At 48.9% G+C, this 20,466-nt stretch carries 23 protein-coding genes; 21 read left to right on the top strand and 2 right to left on the bottom strand.

The genetic code is table 11. The annotated features are described in order from the left end of the window. The first annotated feature begins 25 nt into the window (after nt 1–25). On the top strand, nt 26–418 hold the full coding sequence (locus EP166_RS19895; protein WP_127560392.1) for a response regulator: 393 nt from the start codon (nt 26–28) through the stop codon (nt 416–418). Here the strand turns inward: EP166_RS19895 and EP166_RS19890 are convergent. Continuing rightward, nucleotides 360–2,057, bottom strand: a complete 1,698-nt coding sequence (locus EP166_RS19890) for a diguanylate cyclase (protein WP_127560390.1) — start codon at nt 2,055–2,057, stop codon at nt 360–362. The two genes, EP166_RS19895 and EP166_RS19890, sit on opposite strands and share 59 nt — an antisense overlap. Nucleotides 2,058–2,733: 676 nt before the next feature. Between EP166_RS19890 and EP166_RS19885 the strand changes: the two genes are divergently transcribed. Beyond that, nucleotides 2,734–3,951 carry a multidrug effflux MFS transporter gene (locus EP166_RS19885; RefSeq protein ID WP_127560388.1) on the top strand — a complete coding sequence of 406 codons (1,218 nt, stop codon included), beginning with the start codon at nt 2,734–2,736 and terminating at the stop codon, nt 3,949–3,951. A gap of 6 nt (nt 3,952–3,957) precedes the next feature. Here EP166_RS19885 and EP166_RS19880 read toward each other — a convergent pair whose 3' ends face one another. Then, nucleotides 3,958–4,470, bottom strand: coding sequence for a dihydrofolate reductase (locus EP166_RS19880; protein WP_127560386.1), 513 nt, complete (start codon nt 4,468–4,470; stop codon nt 3,958–3,960). Nucleotides 4,471–4,608: 138 nt separating this feature from the next. Between EP166_RS19880 and EP166_RS19875 the strand changes: the two genes are divergently transcribed. From EP166_RS19875 to EP166_RS19780, 19 genes are all read left to right on the top strand, one after another. Continuing rightward, nucleotides 4,609–5,166 carry a hypoxanthine-guanine phosphoribosyltransferase gene (locus tag EP166_RS19875; RefSeq protein WP_127560384.1) on the top strand — a complete coding sequence of 186 codons (558 nt, stop codon included), beginning with the start codon at nt 4,609–4,611 and terminating at the stop codon, nt 5,164–5,166. 791 nt (nt 5,167–5,957) lie between these two features. Further along, a complete protein-coding gene (locus EP166_RS19870) occupies nt 5,958–6,224 on the top strand; it encodes a hypothetical protein (RefSeq protein WP_127560382.1) in 267 nt (88 codons plus the stop codon). Between the two features lie 122 nt (nt 6,225–6,346). Then, nucleotides 6,347–6,751 (top strand): hypothetical protein, encoded by a 405-nt coding sequence (locus EP166_RS19865; protein WP_127560380.1) that lies wholly within the window; start codon nt 6,347–6,349, stop codon nt 6,749–6,751. Nucleotides 6,752–6,848: 97 nt separating this feature from the next. Continuing rightward, on the top strand, nt 6,849–7,283 hold the full coding sequence (locus EP166_RS19860) for a nucleotide excision repair endonuclease (RefSeq protein ID WP_127560378.1): 435 nt from the start codon (nt 6,849–6,851) through the stop codon (nt 7,281–7,283). Nucleotides 7,284–7,770: 487 nt separating this feature from the next. Further along, nucleotides 7,771–8,199, top strand: coding sequence for a hypothetical protein (locus EP166_RS19855; RefSeq protein WP_127560376.1), 429 nt, complete (start codon nt 7,771–7,773; stop codon nt 8,197–8,199). Between the two features lie 120 nt (nt 8,200–8,319). Next, entirely contained in the window at nt 8,320–8,856 is a 537-nt protein-coding gene (locus EP166_RS19850; RefSeq protein ID WP_127560374.1) for a GNAT family N-acetyltransferase, read from the top strand. A 950-nt stretch (nt 8,857–9,806) separates the two neighbouring features. Further along, nucleotides 9,807–10,433 carry an HNH endonuclease gene (locus EP166_RS19845; protein WP_127560372.1) on the top strand — a complete coding sequence of 209 codons (627 nt, stop codon included), beginning with the start codon at nt 9,807–9,809 and terminating at the stop codon, nt 10,431–10,433. A 101-nt stretch (nt 10,434–10,534) separates the two neighbouring features. Further along, nucleotides 10,535–11,038, top strand: coding sequence for a hypothetical protein (locus tag EP166_RS19840; RefSeq protein ID WP_127560370.1), 504 nt, complete (start codon nt 10,535–10,537; stop codon nt 11,036–11,038). Nucleotides 11,039–11,100: 62 nt separating this feature from the next. Next, the gene (locus EP166_RS19835; RefSeq protein ID WP_127560368.1) at nt 11,101–12,480 is read left to right on the top strand and encodes a hypothetical protein; all 1,380 of its coding nucleotides are present in this window, start codon (nt 11,101–11,103) and stop codon (nt 12,478–12,480) included. 92 nt (nt 12,481–12,572) lie between these two features. Next, nucleotides 12,573–12,836, top strand: a complete 264-nt coding sequence (locus tag EP166_RS19830) for an HIT domain-containing protein (RefSeq protein WP_164744030.1) — start codon at nt 12,573–12,575, stop codon at nt 12,834–12,836. Between the two features lie 184 nt (nt 12,837–13,020). Beyond that, nucleotides 13,021–13,653 carry a class I SAM-dependent methyltransferase gene (locus EP166_RS21825; protein WP_127560364.1) on the top strand — a complete coding sequence of 211 codons (633 nt, stop codon included), beginning with the start codon at nt 13,021–13,023 and terminating at the stop codon, nt 13,651–13,653. A gap of 434 nt (nt 13,654–14,087) precedes the next feature. Then, the gene (locus EP166_RS19820) at nt 14,088–14,516 is read left to right on the top strand and encodes a hypothetical protein (RefSeq protein ID WP_127560362.1); all 429 of its coding nucleotides are present in this window, start codon (nt 14,088–14,090) and stop codon (nt 14,514–14,516) included. A gap of 46 nt (nt 14,517–14,562) precedes the next feature. Next, nucleotides 14,563–15,015, top strand: coding sequence for a GNAT family N-acetyltransferase (locus EP166_RS19815; protein ID WP_127560361.1), 453 nt, complete (start codon nt 14,563–14,565; stop codon nt 15,013–15,015). A gap of 116 nt (nt 15,016–15,131) precedes the next feature. After that, nucleotides 15,132–15,566 carry a hypothetical protein gene (locus tag EP166_RS19810; RefSeq protein WP_127560359.1) on the top strand — a complete coding sequence of 145 codons (435 nt, stop codon included), beginning with the start codon at nt 15,132–15,134 and terminating at the stop codon, nt 15,564–15,566. 1,022 nt (nt 15,567–16,588) lie between these two features. After that, nucleotides 16,589–16,885 (top strand): YciI family protein, encoded by a 297-nt coding sequence (locus EP166_RS19805; RefSeq protein WP_127560357.1) that lies wholly within the window; start codon nt 16,589–16,591, stop codon nt 16,883–16,885. Nucleotides 16,886–17,137: 252 nt separating this feature from the next. Beyond that, nucleotides 17,138–17,392 carry a hypothetical protein gene (locus EP166_RS19800; protein WP_127560355.1) on the top strand — a complete coding sequence of 85 codons (255 nt, stop codon included), beginning with the start codon at nt 17,138–17,140 and terminating at the stop codon, nt 17,390–17,392. Between the two features lie 978 nt (nt 17,393–18,370). Continuing rightward, a complete protein-coding gene (locus EP166_RS21820; protein WP_425470069.1) occupies nt 18,371–18,820 on the top strand; it encodes a GNAT family N-acetyltransferase in 450 nt (149 codons plus the stop codon). Between the two features lie 96 nt (nt 18,821–18,916). After that, a complete protein-coding gene (locus EP166_RS19785; RefSeq protein ID WP_127560349.1) occupies nt 18,917–19,531 on the top strand; it encodes a LysE family translocator in 615 nt (204 codons plus the stop codon). Nucleotides 19,532–19,677: 146 nt separating this feature from the next. After that, nucleotides 19,678–20,376 (top strand): hypothetical protein, encoded by a 699-nt coding sequence (locus tag EP166_RS19780; protein ID WP_127560347.1) that lies wholly within the window; start codon nt 19,678–19,680, stop codon nt 20,374–20,376. Nucleotides 20,377–20,466: the final 90 nt, after the last annotated feature.

Raw genomic sequence — 20,466 nt, 5'->3', positions numbered from 1 at the left:
TTTCCTGATCAAGAGGTACCGGCACATGCCGTTGAATCATGTGATGCATGTGGAGGATGATCCGGATATCCGCGCCATAGCCGAGTTGGCGCTGGTGACGGTGGGCGGCCTTGATATTACTCAGTGTGCCACGGGTGCCGAGTGCCTGACGGCGATTGAGCAGCGCACCCCCGATTTGATCCTGCTTGATGTAATGATGCCGGGCCTGGATGGGCCGGAGACCCTGCGCCGGATACGCACGCTACCCGGCATGAGCGAAGTACCCGCCGTGTTCATGACCGCCAGGGCCCAGCCCGGCGAGATCAGCGAGTATGAGGCACTGGGTGCCATCGGCGTTATCCCCAAACCGTTCGACCCGCTTACCCTGGCCGATCAGGTGCGCCAGCTGTGGGATCAGGCGCAGTCGTCGGCGGGCTGATCACCACCTGGTTTCGCCCCCTCTGCTTGGCCTGGTACAACGCCTCATCGGCGGCTTTGAATTGTTCCAGGTGGCTGCTGTGATCCCGGGCGTCGCTAACGCCAGCACTGAAAGTGACGGTGAAACTGCCCTCGGGGGTGGTGAACCTCAAGGCTGACATATCGGTGCGAATGGTATCGGTCAGCGCTTTCGCCCGGTCGGTCGGGGTATCTGGCAATAAAATGACGAATTCTTCACCACCGTAACGCCCAACGGTATCGGTATGGCGAAACCGGGCCAGCAACAACTGCGACAGGGTGCGAATGACCTGGTCACCCATATCGTGCCCGTAACGATCATTCACTGCCTTGAAGTGGTCCAGATCCAATACCACCAGACTGCTTGGTGTTTGCTGGCGCTGCGACCGGGCAAAGGCCTGCTCCGAGGCGCGCTGCACCGCACCGTGGTTGTTCAGACCCGAGAGCGCATCCCGGTTGACCCGGTCCCGCAACTGACGGGCCCGCTCGGCGCGTGCTGTTACCTGCTGCACCAGTTGTGCCTCGTCCATGCCTTTATACAACAGATCATCCGAGCCGATATTGAGCAGGTCGCTACGCTGTGCGGCCTGATCGACATCGGCTGTCAGAAACAGGATCGGCAGGGTTGCGAAGCGCTCGTGCAGGCGCAACACCTGGGCTACCTCGGGGCCAGTGGCTTTGGGCATGTTGATGTCGAGCAACAGCAGGTCCGGGTCGAACTGTTCGATCTGCCAGAACACCCGCGCCGGGTCGCTCTCGGTTTGTACGTTCAATCCTGAAGCTTCCAGCAGGGTTTGGTAGTAGTGCATGACCTGATGCTGGTCATCGAGCATTAATACCCGCCCCTGAAACGCCGGTGCCTGCCCCATGCGAGGCTTCAACAGGCGCAACAACTGGTCGACGGATACCGGCCGCATCAGGCAATGGCGAACACCCGCACGCACCAGCGCCAGCTGGGCCTGAAAATCCAGTTCATCGATCAGCGCGATGACGTCCACGCCCTGTTTGAGCCAATGGTGAATGGGGGCTAGGAAGCGGCGTACCGACCCCTGTGTTTCAGACAAATCCAGCAATACCCAAGGCGGTAATTGCTCTGCATTACTCGACAGTGGAGCGCAGATAACGTCATAACCCTGAACGCACAGGTTATTCAGCAGCGCCTGGTCCGGTGTGGTGTTTTCTTCGGCTACGTAGGCCAGCGACGGTCGTTGAGCGGGGACGCTGGTTGAGTGTATTGCGGCTTTGGCCTCGGTTTCTGGGCCTGAAAACGAGGGTGGTGCACCAGGCCCGGAAGCATTGGTCGCATTGCCTTGGGCGATGGCGGCTTGTAATTCAACCAGCAGATTGGCGTAACTGCGCACAGCGGAGGCCTGATGTCGTTGCCGCGCATCCAGTGCAGCTTCCAACTGCGCCGCGCGTTCACTCAATACCAAGAAACCAAAGGTACCGCTGTTGCCTTTTAACGTATGAAGCTGGCGCAATAACGTTTGCCGGTCTGTATCATCGCCGCGTTGGATCCAGTGTTCCCAGAGTTCAGTGAGGCGCTCAATTTCGTTTGGCAAACGCTGCTGAAACTGGTGGCGCAACGATGCAAGTTTTGCCAATACGTCGTTGGACGCCATTGTTACCTCGCTATCGCAGAATCTGTTGTTAACGTGTGTTCAACGACACTTCCGTTCGGCCGGGGTCGCATGGCTTTGAACCTGTATTGACGGTAGTCTAGCTTACGCCGTGCCAAATAGGCAGTGCGCTGCAGTCATGAACATGTTAACCCTAGAAGACAACTCGCTGATGCGTGAACTGGTGCTCACCACTGTTGGCAGCACTCGCACCGGGGTGATCATCAATCGGTCATAGCCAGACATCGCGTCGGGCGGAACGGCTTCATTGTTAAACCTTTCACATCTGAGGATGTGATGGAGCGGTTAACGCCATTTTTCAAACTCGCTGTTGGTAAAGATGCGTCTGACACTTCGCATGAACCAACCGACAGGGTTGCCCGGCTGGAAAGTCAGTTGCAGCACCTTGGGGGGAAGTGTTCGAAGGCTCTCCAGACCTATTACCCTGCTGCCCAATGCGTAAAAAGTGCTCAACCAGCGATGGCAATCGGAGCTGCCCACCGCCCAATCTCTGGCTATTTGGTGCGACTGCAACGTGCCCTGGGTTGTCACTGGCTCCGCCCAAGCTGCCATAAGTCACTGACTTAGAGCGCCACCCGAAAGGTGCAGCAAAGCGTGGTAAACTGCGTGTTTGCGTCGCCGGTACTTCTGCCGCCGACCCGTTCCGGACTGAACCACAATGACCACCGCACCCCCCGCTCGCCCCGAGATGCGCCTGCCTGAATTCGTCACCCTAATGGCGCTGATGACATCGCTTGTCGCCCTGAGTATGGATGCCATGCTACCGGCCATGCCCGCCATTGCCGCCGACCTGGGCATCAGCGACATCGCCCAAACCCACATGATCATCACCTTTCTGGTGCTGGGCATGGCCTTCGGCCAATTGTTCTATGGCCCGCTATCCGACGTCATTGGTCGGCGGCCCTCGATTTTCAGCGGGCTGGTCTGTTTTACCGTGGGCTCGTTGATGTCGATGCAGGCGCAGACACTGGAGTGGATGCTGTTTGGCCGGCTGGTGCAGGGCTTTGGGGTTTCGGGCCCGCGCATTGTCTCTGTCGCGATCATCCGCGACCGCTACATTGGCCGCGCCATGGCGCAGGTGATGTCGTTCATCATGATGGTGTTCATCATCGTGCCGATGATTGCCCCGGCGATTGGCCAGTTAGTGGTCAAACTCTCCAACTGGCGGATGATTTTCGCGGTGTTCATTGGCCTGGCGCTTGTCATCACCGTCTGGTTCGGCTGGCGTCACCCGGAAACCCTGCCCAAAGCCAAACGCAAGCCTTTTGCCTGGACAGCCTTGCTGCGCGATGCCGGTATTGTGCTGACCACGCGCAGCGCCATGTGGTTCACCGCGGCGGCGGGTTTTATTTTCGGGGGGTTTCTCACCTACCTGAGTTCGGCCCAGGCGATTTATCAGGAACTCTACGACGTGGGTGACCGTTTTCCGCTCTATTTCGCCGCCATGGCGGGCTCCATTGGCGTGGCGTCTTACGTCAACAGCCGGCTGGTGATGCGCTTTGGCACCCGGCTGATCAGTTATCTGGCGTTGTTTGGCTTTATTGGCTGCTTCGCCTTGCTCTGGGTGCTGGCATTGCTGCAGGGCGGGCTACCGCCGATTGGGCAGTTTATGGTGATCGGTGCCAGCGGCTTTTTCTCGGTTGGCCTGTTGTTCGGCAACCTGAATGCGATGGCGATGCAGCCATTGGGCAAGGTGGCGGGCCTGGGCGCGGCACTGATTGGCTCCCTGACTAGCTTTATCTCGGTGCCGCTCTCTTACCTGGTGGGGTTGTTCTTCAACGACACCCTGATCCCGCTGGTCGCGGGGTTCACGATCTTCGGCAGCGCTTCCCTGTTCTGCACCTGGATGGGGCTGAACGGCTTTGTTGAAGAGTAGTGCGATTCAATCGGCTTCGGGCCGCTCGTAAACGACAAAGGAATAGTCGTACGGGTTGGGGCCTTCGGCGTTGAAATCTTCCCGCGCCAATTCCTGGTAAGCGTCCAGATCAATCGGCGGGAAGACGGCGTCGCCTTCAACCTCGGCGTGTACCAGAGTGACATAAAGCCGGTCGGCATGCGGCAGGGCCTGGGCATAGATCTCGGCGCCGCCCATCACAATCACCTCATCGACATCACTGATCACCGATTCAGCCCGGGCGATATCCAGCGCGTCTTCCAGGCTGGTAACGACCTTAACGCCTTCCAGGTTAAGGCTGGAATCCCGGGTGACCACAATGTTGGTGCGGTTGGGCAGGGGCCGGCCAATGCTGTCGTAGGTTTTACGGCCCATGATGACGGGTTTGCCGGTTGTGACCCGTTTGAAGTACTTGAGGTCTTCCGGCAGATACCAGGGCAGCTTGTTGTCCCGGCCTATGACGCCATTGCGGGCCATGGCCCAGATGAGGGCGATGTGCATCGATCTCTCCGTCGGTATTCGTGTTAAAAAACAGCGACTATACTACCGAACAGTGAACAGTCTGTCGCTCCGCTTGCACCGCACTCAAGGAGCCGCTAAAGTTCGCCCCCCGTTTAAAACCTGACCACAGAGGCAGCAATGACCGCCATCCCGTCTGATATCCAGCAAGTCTGGAATGAAGCTGATTGCCTGTTTACAGAAGCACAGGTCGAGCAAGCCATCGATAACATGGCGGTCGGCATTTCGCAGGATCTGGCCCAGAAAAACCCCATCGTTTTCAGCGTGATGAACGGCGGCCTGGTGCTCACCGGCAAACTGGTGACCAAACTCGGCTTCCCACTCGAAATCAGCTACCTCCACGCCACCCGTTACCGCGACGAAACCCGCGGCGCCGACCTGGAGTGGCGTACTTATCCACAGCAATCCCTGAAAGACCGCGCCATCCTCATTGTTGACGACATTTACGACGAAGGCTCCACCCTCGGCGCCATTGTTGACCACGCCCACAAAGAAGGCGCGTCCGAAATCCACATCGCTGTGTTGGTGGATAAACAACACGACCGCAAAGCTCGCCCCGACATCATCCCCGACTACATCGGCCTGCAATGCGAAGACCGCTATGTGTTCGGCTATGGCATGGACTACAAAGGCTACTGGCGCAACGCGCCGGGCATTTATGCGGTGAAAGGGCTATAACAGGCCCCCAAAACCCAGTCCCCTGGGCGACACGAGGCAAAACAAACCCCAAAACCCTACCACCGCTCGCCCAGAGTAAACCGTAGGGTTCCAGGGTTGCCTGACCAGCTGCTAAACCCACCCCTAGCCGGAACCCGTACCGAACCGCCACCGACGTTCGACCGATCTTGCAGGGGCATACCAGCCCCACCGAACCTTTACGCAGGCATTCCTGCCTGCTGCGAAACCCGGTACCGGTCGGCGCCTGACCTCAACGCCAATTGAAAATAACCTACCAATAAATACTTGCCATCATCACTCCGCAGTGACATGGTAATCGGACAACTCAAATCCCTTGGTGTGCCCTGTAACCGGCCGGGCGGTAGCGAGTCTGCACGATTAATAGCCACCGTTTCTGCCAGTAGCCCCCGACACCCCTGACCTTCCCCCTAACGTGATGAACCTGCCCTGATTTGGCTTGAAATCTTATTGGGTAGTGTGCCGCTTCGCACCAGAGTGCGACGCAGATATGGAGGAATATCTGGAATATGTGTCGCTGGAGACACTGATATCGGGAATCATTGTCTAAACAGACGGTTTTTCCGGTTCTGATATGTGCGGATTGAGGAGTTTGATATCGACTAAAGCCGCTCTATCACTGGGTTCTAGCGAAATTGCGTGATTGCGTTTAAGTTACTAATTCCGGAATCATCGTCGGGAACGACGATGAACAAACTGTTATGTGACGGCTCCGTATGAATGATCTACTAGCAAAATTTGGATACTCGAATCGGTGGTTGGAAACCCACGTTTTGACAACTTCGTTTTTTGAATTGCAGTTAAAAGATTACAATGAAACCGGCCACGAGGGATGGGAACATTACCGATATGGTGCCTTTATCAATTGGCTTAAAGCCCATCAAACCTTTACGGATCAGCAAATTGAAGAAGTAGCCGAGCTTATTAACGACGATAACGATAAGCCGATGGCTAAAGGTTTTGCTAAAGAACTTATAAATTCCGGAAAACTTACGGAATTGCAAATTATTAAATTAAAAATATTGGCTTCATTATCTTAAACAATGTTAAAACTAGAAAAAGCACATAACAAAGTAAACCAGTTCGCAGCCTTCGGCTGCCCGACTCGTTTCACTCGCGGCTGTTTACGGCGTTAGGCCAAAACCAAATCCTAGGATTCCGAATGGAAAATCGTGTTCCGCTGCCGACTGACAACATCTACAAGTTCTATGCATTGTTTGGGCTTCTCCTGACCGTTTTCTCAATCGGTGCAATGCTTTATGTGAATAAGTCAACTAATGATTTGGCATTTGAAGTAGCAGTTGAATATGAAACGTTGAAAGCCGATCCAGTGCGCTCCGTGCCAGAAGAGGCGCGATTTTTGGTGTTAGACCGGAAGCTAGAAATTGCAACCATCAACAAGAGAACGTTTATGGTTTGTCTTGCGGTAATTCTCGCAGCTGGACTTGGGATGATGTGGTACGGATTCAAGAAATGGCACACTGAGGTTCAGCCGGTGCAAGATGAAATTGCGCGCCTGACTCTAGAGAAATTGAAGCGAGACGTTGGAGGAGGCATCGATGCCTAACCAGTGCAGGCACGGCGATACCCTTTACATTGCGCCTTCGGCTCCATTTCAAGGGCGCGCATGCTGCAAGCGTTAATTTCTAGGAGAGTTCGTCGCTATGGAAAGTCTCGAAGTAATCAAGCGTGAAATTGATAGCTATCATCAAAATTATCGTCACCCTAATTTGGCTCCTCCAAGGGTCAGTAGTGTCTACGACCTTTTTCCAGTCGAAGAGCGCAAGGGTAGTGAACACTCTTGGCCAAGAACTTGGCCGAATAATGGCCTTCCGGGCGTCTACTTTATTTTCGATGAAAACCTCTCACTACTCTACATTGGCAAGGCGAAGAATCTTGGGAGTCGATTGAGTTCCTATTTTATGTACGCCAGCGATAGGAGCTGTCGAATAAAGGAAACGGAATGGCGCGTAAAACCTCATTTTATCGTTACTGCTAGCATCGGTGAATTCTTCGAGGCTCCAAGCCTAGAAGAGTATTTGATTGAGCAGTTTCAGCCTTCTCACAATTCAGTTGGCGTGAGGTCGAAGCCAAATTAACAAGGCCAAGCACGGCGACGCCTACTACATTGCGGCTTCGCCTCCATTTCGTAGCCGCGCATGTTGGCGGCGTTATTAATAAATCGAGTGACCAATTATGAAATGGAAAATACTATTTGGGCTGTATGTCGTAAACACGATACTCGCTACGTTAGCTATACCTAGTTATCCTGAGATATCAGCCTTTGATTTGGCACACCTATTGTTATATTACAGCATGGCAGTACCATTATTCTTACTTGCGTTCGATAAGCAATACCTTAACGGCGAGGTCTGGCAATATCACTTCATACTTGTTTCGGGTGCAACCCTCTTGTATATCTTTGCGTTCCGCATAGGAGGGATTCCCCGATTTGGGCAGGTAAGTGCCTTAGATGCATCTCTAATTGTGGAGCTTGTTTTTGCGGTTCCTTTCCTTTTGGGTCTCTATTTTCATCAGAAACGCTATGTCAACGAGACAGCATTATCATAATAAACTGTTAGCCATATGAACGAAGATGAACGTTGGAACCAAATAGTGTCGCTTGATGAAGAGCTCTTAAAAGGCGGGGTCATCCTGTCAGAGTGGTGCTCTTTTATTGTCCGGGAGTCGGACCTGGCGTTTGCGCATGGAACGAACCTGGCATCAATACTGACGGCAGTTTCTGGGATCGAAACCTATCTGCGCTCCGAGTATTCCGAGAAAGAGCGCAGCAGCCTCTTTGAGCTAATTGATGGTGCTCCCATAGCAGACGACCTTCGAGCTGATTTGCACAAGCTACGGAAGTACCGAAATAAGTGGGTGCATGTAAATGACCCATGGGATGATCAGAAACTGCTTGATGATCCTGAAGAGTCGGAAATAGAGCTAGAAGAAATGGCTCTGTTCGCCGCTAGAGCGCTGAGAAGAACGATTTATGAGAATCAGTGGGTCTAAAATAGCTAACCAAGCAATTAAATTCGCTCCCTGCGGTCGCCGGACGCTCGTTCCTCGCGCCGTTTATTGCGGGCGTTATGTGCTGTCAGAAACCAGTTGGATTTCTGACAAGGAGAAAATATGAAGTTAGATTTACACACAAACTATAGTGCAGATGAAATACAAAGGCTTTTCACTGAAGTATTCTCTGAATCAGAAGGCGAAGAAGAGGGAAAACTCATTGGCGGGTTAGTAGATAGCCTTATGGCTACTACAAGAGATGAAGATTTAATAGGCTGTGTTGCCACTGATAAAAATGAAGTAATCGGCTGCATCTTCTTCTCAAGGCTGTCATTTAATACTCCAATTGATGCTTTCATTATGGCTCCTGTAGCCATTAGAACAGATAGTCAAAATAAAGGCATTGGCCAAGAATTGATTAATTTTGGTCTGGGTCTTTTAAAAGAGAAAGACGTAACCTTGGCTTTCACGTATGGTGATCCAAACTATTATTCAAAGGTTGGTTTTCAATGCATTACTGAATCAACCATTAAAGCTCCCGTAACATTAAGCCAACCAGAAGGCTGGCTCTGTCAAACATTAGATGGCAATGCTATTCAAGCTATTGATGGACAATCAAAATGCGTAGAAGCATTCAATGACCCAAAGTACTGGTAAAGTATGCACATAACAAGGCAAGGCATTGGACTGTCAAAAGCGTCACTTAAATTGCCTGCGCAATTACGTGCCACTTCTGCCAGCCCATGCTTGCAGCGTTAGCTGTACATGGAGAGTCCAGTGAGGAAAGTATTTTTGGTTGTATTGCTTGTATCGTCGCTATTACCATTGGCGTACATCATTTTTATCACAAGTCAGTTCCATTGGGTTACGTCGCAAGACTGGTTCTATGGCGAAGTCTTTAGGTACGCCAAGACAGGTGGGCTACTATGTCTCATTGCATGCTACGGTTACTTGGTGAAAAAGAACCAGAATTTATCGCAATCTAGCAAGAAAAATTGGTACGTAGCCCTGTTTTTAGTAGGCCCTATTTCAATGCCATTATACTGGTTCAAGAATGCGTGGCCTGCAGCTAACAAAACGCTTAATTCGACGCCAAAAAGCGGCGCAAATTAGCTCCACGTTACATGATCCCTATGATTCGAATCGTCACCATCTTTATGGCTCTATTTTCTTCGTATGCACTGTCGTGTGAAGACATATATGGCGAGTATACGAGCCACAGTGAGACGCATTGGAGCTTCGTACTGAAGATAGACAAAGACGGGGTGCTACTCACCTATACTGATTATTGGTATGGTGAACGAGATCTTAGAACGGATCAGACTGTGGTCTCCCAAGGATATTGCGAGCTGGTTAACGGAACCTATGAACTGACGTTCGCGCAAAACAAAGTGGACGTGCGCTATCATCATGAGTTAAGCCACGCTTCTTTCGGTCAAGTGGGTAGTTCGCCGGGATTAACTGGTGAGTTCATAGAGGGACAAGAGGTAGAGCTTTGGAAAATAAATTAAATGCATGTAACAAAGTGCAGCAATCCGCTCCCTGCGGTCGCCGGACCTCGCTACCGCTCGGCCGTTGTGCACGGCGTTAAGGGGTAAGGGAGAGCTATGCCGATATGCGCAATTTGCGGTGAACGTGAAGGAATTACGAGAGATCATGTTCCTCCAAAAGCTATTTTCCCTAGACCTCGACCAGCTAATCTGGTTACCGTTCCTGCATGCCCTGAATGCAATAATGGGGCATCAGATAATGATGATCTATTCAAAGTTTTTCTTAGCATGCAGGCGGCCGGAAATAATGAAATAGCGACAAGGTTATTTCAGGAAAAGACTGTTCGAACGTTAGAAAGAAACCAGTCTTTACTTACTGCGATTCGCCGAGAATCAACCGAGGCTGAAGTCGTAAATAATCAAGGCCACTTGGAAACACGCACTGGTGTACTATGGAACTCAGCCGCTCATGATGCTGTTATTGAAAGAACAATTAGAGGTTTGTATTTTCATCATTCAGGGTCGCAAGTACCGAATGATGCAAATTTATCAGTGCAGTGGCTACATGGTGTTCCTGAGGAAATGCTTCCAAACATTCATTTGTTAAATGAGGTTGTACTTGGTGATAATCAAGTGACCTACAAATACATAATCTATGAAAATGACCCCAGGCATTCCCTGTGGTTGTTTGATTTTTACGGGGCACATTGGGCTAGTGGACACACATCGCCTATATACCCTTAACAAGTCCAGGCACAATCGCCCACTGCGTGGGCTGGACCTCCGCACTGCGTGCTCCGGCCTGTGCTGGCGGCGTTATCTGCCTCAATTAGAGAGTGGGACTCATGGAAGACTTTGAAAGTTATTCTCAAGAAGATCGAGCACTGGTCGAATCTCACCTCCAGGAAGAACCTAGCTTTCTGATGAAAATCATTCGTGCTCATTTTATTTTCGAGCAAAAATTGAACGAGATGTTGCGCCTGCTTGTACGAAACCCCTCCGTTCTTGAGTCAAGCAAAGCCCCGAGGGTCGATTTCCACACTAAGCTTTTTTTCGTAAGGGCCATAGCGCCCAACCCTCCAAATGATTGGTTTTGGCCAGCTTTATCAAAGGTAAACAGCATCAGAAACAAAGCCGCACATGGGCTAGAGTCAGAGAAGCTGAATACAGCTATTCAAGACTTCGTAGATCACATGAAGAACAACTGTGAAATTCATAAAAAGAACATGGCTGCTATGGGCCGAGTCGACCTCGAAGATGAGTGTGTATACGCAATCACATCGGCCTTTGCTTTCCACACGGTATATCTCCGGAATCTTCAGCAGCATCTTGAGGAAAATAACCAGTAGCTGCAGCCGACCGCTAAAGCGGCGGCTGAGCATGGCGTTATGCATCATGAAAAGGAACACGAATGTACGTAAGTAGAATTATTGGTTATCTGGATGGCTGGGAACATCTACAGCTGAAAAAGCCTAATGTCTATGAAGACATCCTTTTTGCGTTGGAAAACTTCACTCAAGAAAACCTAACTAACGGTGAGATAACTCGTCCTTATAATCGAAATAAGGAAGAAAGGCCTATCACGCCATATTCATTAACACACTGTATGGACTATTTTCTTCGAGAAAAAGGTTGGGATGACTACAGGGTTAAACCTGCTGAGAGAGGTGGGCTATACCTCTATGCAAAAAACTTAAAAGATGCAGTTTCTGTTCGTCTTTTGGCTAGTGACAGGATGCCGTCTTTTGCAAATTGGCTTTTTGTTGAAGGCCCTAAACTTCATGAAGCTCAAATAACTGATCTATCAATATTGTTAGTCCCTGAGGATGAAATTACTTCAATATTTGAAAAAGAACGTCATCATGGACCTATTTTTACGATGAGCCGATGCAGTGCCCAATTAAAAGATCTATCCCCTATCAAAAATTCAGCTCCATTCGTAATTATTGGATTTTCTCCCCAGGCTAGGCTTGATGACCTCAGTGTAGAAGAAATACTTCCTGATGAGAGTGTTATCTATATAGACAAGAATGTTATTGAAAAATCAATTGAATTCCCACCAGAGCATTATCAAGCGGGCATTGGAATACTTTCATACTTCGGTGAAGTACTGAAAGCAAAGCACCCAGAATCTAATGCTAAAATAAGAATTGAACAAGTCGACGGAGTTGTAAGGCTACATATACATTCTCCAAATGGCGATAAAGAGATCATAGAAAAAACACTGGAGGAATATGCTCTAGTTGTAGCAGAAAAAATGCCTGCTCAAAGTTTGTTTGATGACGATCTACAGGTGATGGCTTTAGAAAATAAGTTAGAGATAGCTAAGATGGAGGTGCGCCAAACTCAACGCATGTTAACTTTAACTCAACAAACTAGCTCCGATCGAATTCGTACCCTTGAAGAGGAAGTGAGCTTTATGCGACGCCAGATGGCTAACCAGCTATCGCAGCTAGACTCCAACAATGCACTACTTTCAAAAACAATTACAAGCAATGACCGACTGGTAAAAGCGAGCATTAATCAAAATGAAAAACTGCTTGATGATTTAATTGAAAGGTCGTGGTTTTCTAAAAGTGTCGTTGATGCACTAGAACATATAAAGGCCAAGCTTGACTCAGGTGTTAAAGATGATGATGAAAAAGAAATCAAAGAATCATTGGTTGTAATTAGAGACAATGCTCCTGAAATAATACCTGACTTGGAGGAAATGCTAAAAAATACATTATATGGTGTTTCAGGCAACACAGTTTTTCAATGGCTCCAATCTATATGCTCATTAATAGTGTAGTGCGCCGCAACAATGCATAATAAACTGTTACTGGTATTAAAATGCATGAACCAATAAGTTACTCATGCCCTTTCTGCAATATTTTGAAGGATATGCAAGCACGCGATAAAGAAGTCTTGATTGAGACAGACCACTGTGTGTGCATATTGGGACTTCATGGCAATGAAGGTTCTGGCCCTACTTTGTTGGTGGTATCTAAAGCGCATTATGAGAATCTATACGATATTCCAAATGAAATACTGGTAGATGCTATTGAACTCGTAAAGAGGGTGGCTCTACTGATGAGATCAGCATTTAAAGTAGATGGCACTATATTTTGGCAGCACAATGAGCCTTCAGGAAATCAAGATGTTTAGCACTTCCACATACATGTGAAAGGTAGGCTAGACAATGATTCACTATACAAGCATACGAGTTACAGACTGCCGGAAGTTGAAAGGAAAAACCTCTGTTTAATATTCCGAGAAGCCAGTAACAATCACAGGCACTGCGACTCGTAAACTCGCGCGTGCTGTAAACGTTAAATTCAGGGTCCGTTAGATGCCATCGGCTGAGATTTCAAAATACTTTGGGGCCACAGAATTTAGGGGCACTCGCGAAGATCTGAAACGGGGCGTTTTGCTCGTTGAGGGTCCCCGAACTGCTATCGATTGCGGTTGTGGAGCGGGAAGCGATATCGCTTTCTTGAGAGCCAATGGGTTCACCGTACACGCCTTTGATATTGAGCCTGAAGCTATAGCGAGATGCCAGAACAGGTTTAGTGGAGATGACAATGTATTGCTGTCACAGGATAGCTTTAGTACATTCCATTACCCTAGAGCATCTCTGGTCGTCGCTGACGCTAGCCTGTTTTTCTGCCCCCAAGACGAGTTCTCTGACGTTTGGGAGAAGATTTGCTCGGCATTACTTCAAGGCGGTATATTTGTTGGTTCTTTCCTGGGTCCGGAAGATACCATGGCAGATCCCGGGTATGATCGAAGTGCCTTTTGGCCGAACGTGTTGGTCGCGACCGAGCATATGGTAAGGCAATGGCTAAAGCCTTTTGACGTCATCTCATTCAATGAGCACCGTCAGTCCGGCACGGCGCCCGGAGGAACCCACCAGCGCTGGCACATCTACTCAGTAGTTGCGCAAAAAAAATTTAACAAAGCAATGCACGCGAAGAGCACATGATTGCGACGTTAAATAGTCATAAGGCCATAAGGAAGAGTGGTGCGCAACCTCAAGATCCATAAAATAATTGCATTCATTATTGGGGTTATAGCCGTGTACTCGGGTTATATTATTCTTCCTGGACTGCCAGATGTCTATACCGGTTGGCTGTCGTATTTCGGTCAGAGTCAGTCACCTTATCCAATAATAATTACTTTTCTCTATTCTATGGTTCCTTTCGACTTTCTCTTGGTGGCAACATTAGTTTATCTCGACAAGCGCTATTATTCAATTTTCCCGGTGCTACTAATTTGTTGGCTCTTTTTTGTTAGCTATACGGTCTATCTAGTAGTAATATTGGTGTTCATCTGGTGGTTCAAACAATTCTTACCGTATTTTTCAACAAGGCACTCTGGCAAGGAGGAAGCATAGCTTTGCGTTATGCGTAAACCAACATGAAGCATTTATCTATGGCCAGTGCAGTGACAGTCTTACTCGTATTCACGGTAGTGTTTTTGGTTTCTGTGATTGATTCTGTTGGATCTGATTATTCCGACTTTCGAATATCTCTGGTAATTGCTGGTGTAGCAAGCCTGGTAGCGTGCATCGTTGTTATTGTTTGGGCGATTCCTGTGCATTTTACCCTAAGACAGCTAAAGCATCAGAGTTTAGTTTGGTATTTATTAGCAGCTTTAATTCCGGGTTTTACATTTATCTATGCTTTCAAGCCATTTGGCCAAGATTCAGATATCGATCTATTGCAGCAAGCATTGTTTTGTAGTTTTTCAGGCTGTATAGGTGCCGCGTCATTTTGGTATATAGCGGTATACCGTCAGCGCATAACAAGTCACTCAAGTAAAGACGCGCCAACACGCGTCGCCTAGCCTTACGTTAAACGGTAAACCCGATCAACCGAAGGTGCCCTCAATAATGTCTTCAGTCCAAATCCGGGAAGCTATCGAAACTGACGTGATAGATATCGAACTGTGTGCTCAGCAAGCCTATGTAAAGTATGTACAACGCATGGATAGAGAGCCTGCGCCTATGCGTGCTGATTTTCGAAGTCAGATCGCGAGGGGTTGTGTCGCCGTTGCTACAAGCCAGTCGGGCTTGGTGGGCTACGTGGTGGCCTATCCGGAAGGCATCCGATTTATGCTTGAGAGTATTGCCGTTCTGCCTGGCTGCAGCGGTCGAGGTATCGGGAAGCTGCTGATCGAGCATGTCGAAAATACCGCGAAGCAAGGTGGGTATAAGACTGTGGAGCTATACACGAATGAAGCAATGACGGAAAACATCACAATGTATACAAAACTCGGGTACGTCGAAGTTGGCCGGAAGCGCGACGACGGATTCAATCGCGTGTTTTTCAGGAAGCCTCTATAGGAAGAGAGGCAAAGAGAAGATCCCGCTAAAAAGTCGCTTTTGTAGAACAATTTCTCCAGCGCTTCGCGGCTAAAAAAATACTGTAAACCCCTGCGCTCCGTGGTTCGAGTATGAGCATGGCTCCATTAGACATCGCCAAAGACATTTTTGAAAGCCTGAGAAGTGAGTTTCCTCACCTCTCTATGGAAATTAAAGAAGCGTCGGAGGATGCGGAGATAGAATTGAGCATCCCGGTTCAGGATGGACTGGACCACGAGGTTCTATTAAATCTCCAAAATGTGGACGAGCTACACTTTAACGTTGATGACTTCTGGGGCAAGTGGTCTCCATGCACTGAATCCAAAGTAACTGTGAGCTTCCATAAGGCAGTGCAAGGTTTCTTGTCGGGCAAGTACCGGATTGTCGTTTATTCTAGAAAAGGGAAGTCCTATAAACGCTTATTACAGTCACCTGTAAAGGGTTCATGGCATACCGAGTATACCCATGTTTCGGTTCATTGGCCTTGTTTTAACCCACAGGAAAGGTATGTGCAAAATGGGACCACCACATAACAAAGCAATCAAATTCACTTCCTGCGGTCGACGGACGCTCGTTTCTCGCACTGTTTATTCTGGACGTAAAGGGTTTTGGAGGGTCAGGTGGAAGTAGTAGCCGAAAGTAACTGGCGCTGGATGCTTTTTTCAACTGGCGACAATTACATACTTTCCGTCCTTTGTGGCAGCGTGGGCCTTTACACGCGCGACGTAGAGCTGACTACCAACGAATTATCGGAATACGCTACGAGCGGTGATAAGGCTATTGAGAATCTGGCAGTAGAGATTTCTCGAAATCCGTCGATGTTCGAGTCAAGGCACATTCCGAGCTTTGCCACGAATGAGGAAGCTAGGCGTGCTGCAAAGGAATGGAGAGAAAGTCATGGTCAGCGGCCATAACAAACGCAAGCACGGCGACGTGAACTTAACCCACTTTAGTGGACACCTTTAGATAACACATCTAGAGGTGGTAATGCCAGGGCATGCTGCCACACTTATTAAGTGGCAGTTATCAACTGAATTCAATGCCGATTCGTCAAAACGAGCTACCAACCAGATTGTCAAAGTAAGCCGGCTGTGGATGGCTTGGGCTTCCATCCATTTGTGGTGGCAAGTTGGTTTTAGGAGTAGCGAGATGGTTTACTCCGGGGGCACCGAAAGAAAAAAGTCAGGTTGTTTAAGAATCGGTAAATGATATCGCCCAAACAGATACCAGAAGCAGCCAACCTTAAGAAAGAAACCTTTTAAAGAAGAAGCAACAGTATCCTGGTGAAACCCAAGCGAACGATTTGGTTTCATCACAAAAAGACGAAGCTTCGGCATATAAGCATTGAGTTGGCACATTAACAAGTTTTATAACGCAGTGAAGTTACACTTCGGGATCGTGGGTTACTCACTGCCGGATGTGAGCGAATGGGCGCTAAGGAGCAACGTGCCTGTCGCAAGGAGGCCCCAGTAGACTGGTAGGTCTTGATATTCTCTCCTAATCTAAGAGCGCGCAAGCATCGGATTCAATATTCAAGCTACCCAGGGGGTAAAGTATGAAAGATGTTCGGTTTGTCGTGTTTCACACGCCAGGTCCGCAGTGGCTTGCGGGCAAGACGCTGTTTGACCAGCCTGGTGTTATGGAGCATGTCGGTCACTACCGCAAGCTGTTGGAAGCTGGGAAACTTGCTCTGGGTGGTCCACATCTCGATGCTACTGGTGGCGGAATGATGATTTCTGCCGCTGGTGCTACAGAGGCAGAGATTTCGGCCTTCGCCGCAGAAGATCCAGCCGTCAAATCGGGCGTCTTACTCTTCGAGGTTCGGCCATGGCTTATCGGCATGAGCGCCTAACGAATGCAGGCTCTACCTGTATTTTTGGCAATGGCGACGCCCATCCCTTCGCTCAAGCAGAGTGACTTGCTGTTGCCCCAAAGACAATGAGGACCATCTTTTCTCGATCATCTGTGTGTCGATCCTGACTTTCAGGGGCATGGTTTAGGCGCCGTTGTTTTGGCGTCGGTCATCTCGCTGGCACAGGTGCTGAGGACTCCACTGCACCTCAGTGCCTCGCGCCGCGGTAGGTCAATAGGTTTTATCTTTTGCATGGCTTTGTACAACCTGGGAAGCATTTTTCGATGCCGCAACAACAATGACTATGACATCGCTTTAACACTATCGATTTATGCGCTTGGGCGCTTTAGGCACAAAAAGGACCGCTTGGCACCAGGTATGGAAAACCGTACTTGGTGGCAATGTATAAAACAGGGAGTTGATAGAGCAAAGCATCTTGATAGCGAGGATTTGAAAGATATTTTGGTTAGAATGGCTTGTGAAGGCATTCAACCGTTTGGGGTTTAAGATGTCTCATATGCATACCTGGAGTTTTCTCGCTTAGAGTGTAATAGAAAGCAGTATGAGGCAGCTGTTGCTTACGTAAGAGCTGCGTCAAAGGCTGATTGTACATTGGAGATTCGGAATTCATTCTAGGTTGGTATTCTCTGTTACTTGGAATTGGGATTCTTAAGAGCACCTAAGTGCGGTCAGTAATAGAGATAACAGCGTGTTATTTCGTATGACAAATAATTGTATGGGTTAGCAATATTCTCACATAATCAGTAAGTTAGAATTCAATACAGAATGTCGGAAATAAGCAATATCGATAACTATTAGCGTCAGGCAAATCCCTGAAACTTAAAGCTATACTCAGCATTTCTTAAGAAAAGTCATTATTTGGCTGGTGGTCTGAAGTAGCAACAATAGGCTGAGTACCGTTTGCTTAGGCTACTCGTAAACGAGCCCAACTAAAGGTACATTCATGATCCAAATAGCCGCTATGTCTTATGTTATTATCGTTTCAGGCGTGATCGTCTTTCAGGTTTTTCTGATTGCTGGAGCACCCTGGGGGCGGTTGACCCAAGGTGGGCGTTATGAAGGTACGCTGCCAGTTGCGGGGCGAGTAGGCGCGGCATTGTCTATCCTGCTACTGGTGTTTATGGGTTCGGGAATAGCCTCGGCTGCCGGGGTAATGCCAAACTGGTCGATGTGGGCTGCATATGCTGCACTTGCAGTGCAGGCACTGAGCACGGCCCTTAACTTGGTCACCCCATCCCGGGCGGAGAGACGCTTGTGGGGCCCTATAACTGCCCTGATGCTTGTGCTAGCGGCTTACGTAGTATTTTCCAAATGACGGCATAGGTAGATTCGGGACGCCTAACACGCGCGAATCAGTGCCGGTGATGGAATTTACAGGTACCAGGAACTTGAATAGCGGCCCTCTATTTGTTTCTTTCGCCGTTGTGGTTAAGTTGTTGCTGAGTACTGCAGTAATTGAATGGAGTGTCAATATTGGACGTTCGGCAGATTCAGGCATCGGAAGTTGAAGAAGTACTTGACCTAATTGACACTTTTAACCGGCCTCAAGCACCAAGGCCTGCTATTGAAGAACTGCAAGTTATCTATAAATCAATACTCGAATCTGGTGGCTGCATTGTAGGCGCGTTTTGCAACACCAGTATGGTAGGCACTTGTACGGTAAATCTTTGTCCAAACCTTAGCTGGTCGGGACGCCCATACGCGATTATAGAAAATGTTATTGTTGCAAGGGAGTATCGGAATCTGGGTTTTGGAAAGGCTCTGCTGAAATTCGGAAAAGACTTCGCGCAAAGCGCCGGATGCTATAAGGTAGCGCTCATGACAGGCTCTAATGACCCAGCAACCCATAGATTCTATTCGTCGGCAGGATTCACCGCGAACAAGCAAGGCTACCAAGTAAGGTTTAATGCCTAGCCAGGCTACTCACGATGATTCCCATTTTTTTAAGCTTCGCCACGACCACAAACCCGAGCTTGCAACGCCGTTCTAACTAATAGAGGATTCTCTAGCATGCTCACCGCTGAATTTCTGCTGACGTCTTTGATTGTTGTGCTTATTCCAGGTACTGGAGTCATCTTTACGGTGTCTATAGGCTTAATGCGGGGGCGTCGAGCAAGCCTTTATGCCTCTTTCGGCTGCACACTTGGTATTGTACCGCACCTGTTAGCCACAATTCTGGGCTTGGCTGTCATTATGCATACGAGCGCGATAGCATTTCAGGTGCTCAAATATGCGGGTGTGGCGTATCTACTGTATTTGGCAGTTGCAACCTGGCGCGATCGCAGTGCATTCTCTGTCCAGGAAGTTAAGCGGTCGGGCAATGGTGCTTCGCTTGTGGTCAAGGGTTTCCTGCTGAATATCCTCAACCCAAAGCTAACCATTTTCTTCCTTGCCTTCTTACCCCAGTTCGTTACCGCTGATTCTCAGTCTTCCTTAGGTCAGTTGCTTGGGTTGAGTGCAGTATTTATGGCAATGACCTTTGTTGTTTTCATCATCTACGGGCAACTTGCATACGTGTTCAGAGTCGCCGTCATTGAGTCACCCAAGGTGCAGAATTGGCTGCGCCGGAGTTTTGCTACAGCGTTCGCGGGCTTGGGGCTACAGCTTGCTTTTACTGAACGGTAGCTCCAGTAGGAAGAATCGCCTGGGACCTGGACAGGTAACGTATTAGGTCAGTAATCAGGAGGTTCGTTGGGTGCTTTCTCCTGAAAAAAGCCTTCTTGCCACTTAGCGTCTCGTACTGTTAACGAGCAGCCTTTAGAGTTCTACTTATGGCGTTACGATTCGTCGACCTGACACAAACGAAGCAATGGCTAACTGACCTGCAGCGTGTAGAGGTCTGTGGCGTGATCGCTTCGAGTTTTTCTAACGTAATACCGGCCGACTATATGGCCAAATACTTTGATCACCCACAAGCCTTTCAGCGCAAACTGCGGTTGTACTTTCATGGTGAAAAGCTTGTAGGGTACTGTTTGCTCGTGTTTACCGATGAATTGGGTGCCATTTTAATCCGTGCGTCAGCAGGCTTTATTCCGGAGTATCGAAAAGGCGGTAATACCTTTCAGTTTTCCTTGGCCGAGGGCATTAAATGTTGGCTGCGCCGACCCTGGCGCAAACATTATTATGCTGACACCATGTTGAGCCCGGCTATGTACCGGGCCATTGCAAAAAATATTGCCATTATATGGCCACATCCCAGGCATAAGGCACCCAATGACTTGTTCGAACGCTTTAATCGCAATGGCGACATCAGTAAGACAATCTCAACACGGTGTTTAGTCTCTGTCGGAAGAGCAAGTAGTTATTCTGATAGCGATCTGGCGGCGTTTCGTGCTAGCGATAAACCAGAGATTCGATTTTTTCAGGCCGTAAACCCCGACTTTAACAAGGGGGTCGCTATGTTCGTTATTGCCCCCGTTAACTTGAAGCAACTTGTGTTAACCGGTTTGAAAAAGCTTCGCATAGTCTGAGTGTTAATCTATGTCAGGTGCCATAAGCCAACCACTAAATAAGACAATACAGTAGTCGGCTACCACGCAAAGTATTGACGCTCAAGCGAT

Origin of the sequence: Saccharospirillum alexandrii, from assembly GCF_004000275.1 — a bacterium.
In the GTDB taxonomy this organism is placed as follows: domain Bacteria; phylum Pseudomonadota; class Gammaproteobacteria; order Pseudomonadales; family Natronospirillaceae; genus Saccharospirillum; species Saccharospirillum alexandrii.
Note: the sequence above shows the minus strand (reverse complement) of the source record. Positions and strands in the feature narration are given on the sequence as shown.

Excerpts from the sequence above, each read along its gene's own strand:
- EP166_RS19895 (WP_127560392.1), top strand. The coding sequence starts at position 26 with ATGCCGTTGAATCATGTGATGCATGTGGAGGATGATCCGGATATCCGC.
- EP166_RS19890 (WP_127560390.1), bottom strand. The coding sequence starts at position 2,057 with ATGGCGTCCAACGACGTATTGGCAAAACTTGCATCGTTGCGCCACCAG.
- EP166_RS19885 (WP_127560388.1), top strand. The coding sequence starts at position 2,734 with ATGACCACCGCACCCCCCGCTCGCCCCGAGATGCGCCTGCCTGAATTC.
- EP166_RS19880 (WP_127560386.1), bottom strand. The coding sequence starts at position 4,470 with ATGCACATCGCCCTCATCTGGGCCATGGCCCGCAATGGCGTCATAGGC.
- EP166_RS19875 (WP_127560384.1), top strand. The coding sequence starts at position 4,609 with ATGACCGCCATCCCGTCTGATATCCAGCAAGTCTGGAATGAAGCTGAT.
- EP166_RS19865 (WP_127560380.1), top strand. The coding sequence starts at position 6,347 with ATGGAAAATCGTGTTCCGCTGCCGACTGACAACATCTACAAGTTCTAT.
- EP166_RS19860 (WP_127560378.1), top strand. The coding sequence starts at position 6,849 with ATGGAAAGTCTCGAAGTAATCAAGCGTGAAATTGATAGCTATCATCAA.
- EP166_RS19855 (WP_127560376.1), top strand. The coding sequence starts at position 7,771 with ATGAACGAAGATGAACGTTGGAACCAAATAGTGTCGCTTGATGAAGAG.
- EP166_RS19850 (WP_127560374.1), top strand. The coding sequence starts at position 8,320 with ATGAAGTTAGATTTACACACAAACTATAGTGCAGATGAAATACAAAGG.
- EP166_RS19845 (WP_127560372.1), top strand. The coding sequence starts at position 9,807 with ATGCCGATATGCGCAATTTGCGGTGAACGTGAAGGAATTACGAGAGAT.
- EP166_RS19840 (WP_127560370.1), top strand. The coding sequence starts at position 10,535 with ATGGAAGACTTTGAAAGTTATTCTCAAGAAGATCGAGCACTGGTCGAA.
- EP166_RS19835 (WP_127560368.1), top strand. The coding sequence starts at position 11,101 with ATGTACGTAAGTAGAATTATTGGTTATCTGGATGGCTGGGAACATCTA.
- EP166_RS19830 (WP_164744030.1), top strand. The coding sequence starts at position 12,573 with ATGCAAGCACGCGATAAAGAAGTCTTGATTGAGACAGACCACTGTGTG.
- EP166_RS21825 (WP_127560364.1), top strand. The coding sequence starts at position 13,021 with ATGCCATCGGCTGAGATTTCAAAATACTTTGGGGCCACAGAATTTAGG.
- EP166_RS19820 (WP_127560362.1), top strand. The coding sequence starts at position 14,088 with ATGAAGCATTTATCTATGGCCAGTGCAGTGACAGTCTTACTCGTATTC.
- EP166_RS19815 (WP_127560361.1), top strand. The coding sequence starts at position 14,563 with ATGTCTTCAGTCCAAATCCGGGAAGCTATCGAAACTGACGTGATAGAT.
- EP166_RS19810 (WP_127560359.1), top strand. The coding sequence starts at position 15,132 with ATGGCTCCATTAGACATCGCCAAAGACATTTTTGAAAGCCTGAGAAGT.
- EP166_RS19805 (WP_127560357.1), top strand. The coding sequence starts at position 16,589 with ATGAAAGATGTTCGGTTTGTCGTGTTTCACACGCCAGGTCCGCAGTGG.
- EP166_RS19800 (WP_127560355.1), top strand. The coding sequence starts at position 17,138 with ATGGCTTTGTACAACCTGGGAAGCATTTTTCGATGCCGCAACAACAAT.
- EP166_RS19785 (WP_127560349.1), top strand. The coding sequence starts at position 18,917 with ATGCTCACCGCTGAATTTCTGCTGACGTCTTTGATTGTTGTGCTTATT.
- EP166_RS19780 (WP_127560347.1), top strand. The coding sequence starts at position 19,678 with ATGGCGTTACGATTCGTCGACCTGACACAAACGAAGCAATGGCTAACT.